We start from the raw sequence: 233 nt of genomic DNA on the forward strand, positions 1-233 counted from the left end.
GATTTCCGCCTGCATTTCTTCGCCCAGTTTGCGTTTTGCGGTTTCCAATACCTGCCACAATTCGCTGTTTTGCGCCAGTTTGTCGCTTTCAGACGACGTCAGCGTCGTGCACTTTTTCAGGAAACACTGGCGCAGCACGTTGACGAAATCTTCGCCGCCCAAATGGTTGTCGCCCGCGCTGGCGGATACTTGGACGACGCCGTCGAAATAATCGAGTACGGATACGTCAAACG

The 233-nt window shown here is 53.6% G+C and carries 1 protein-coding gene; it reads right to left on the reverse strand.

Annotation, left to right across the window (positions count from 1 at the left end; translation table 11 throughout):
- The coding region (locus tag ACTHS3_RS18755) for an Hsp70 family protein (RefSeq protein WP_440368922.1) at positions 1-233 on the reverse strand (233 nt) is incomplete at both ends.

The sequence above is a fragment of the Neisseria sp. P0009.S007 genome (genome assembly GCF_051962515.1).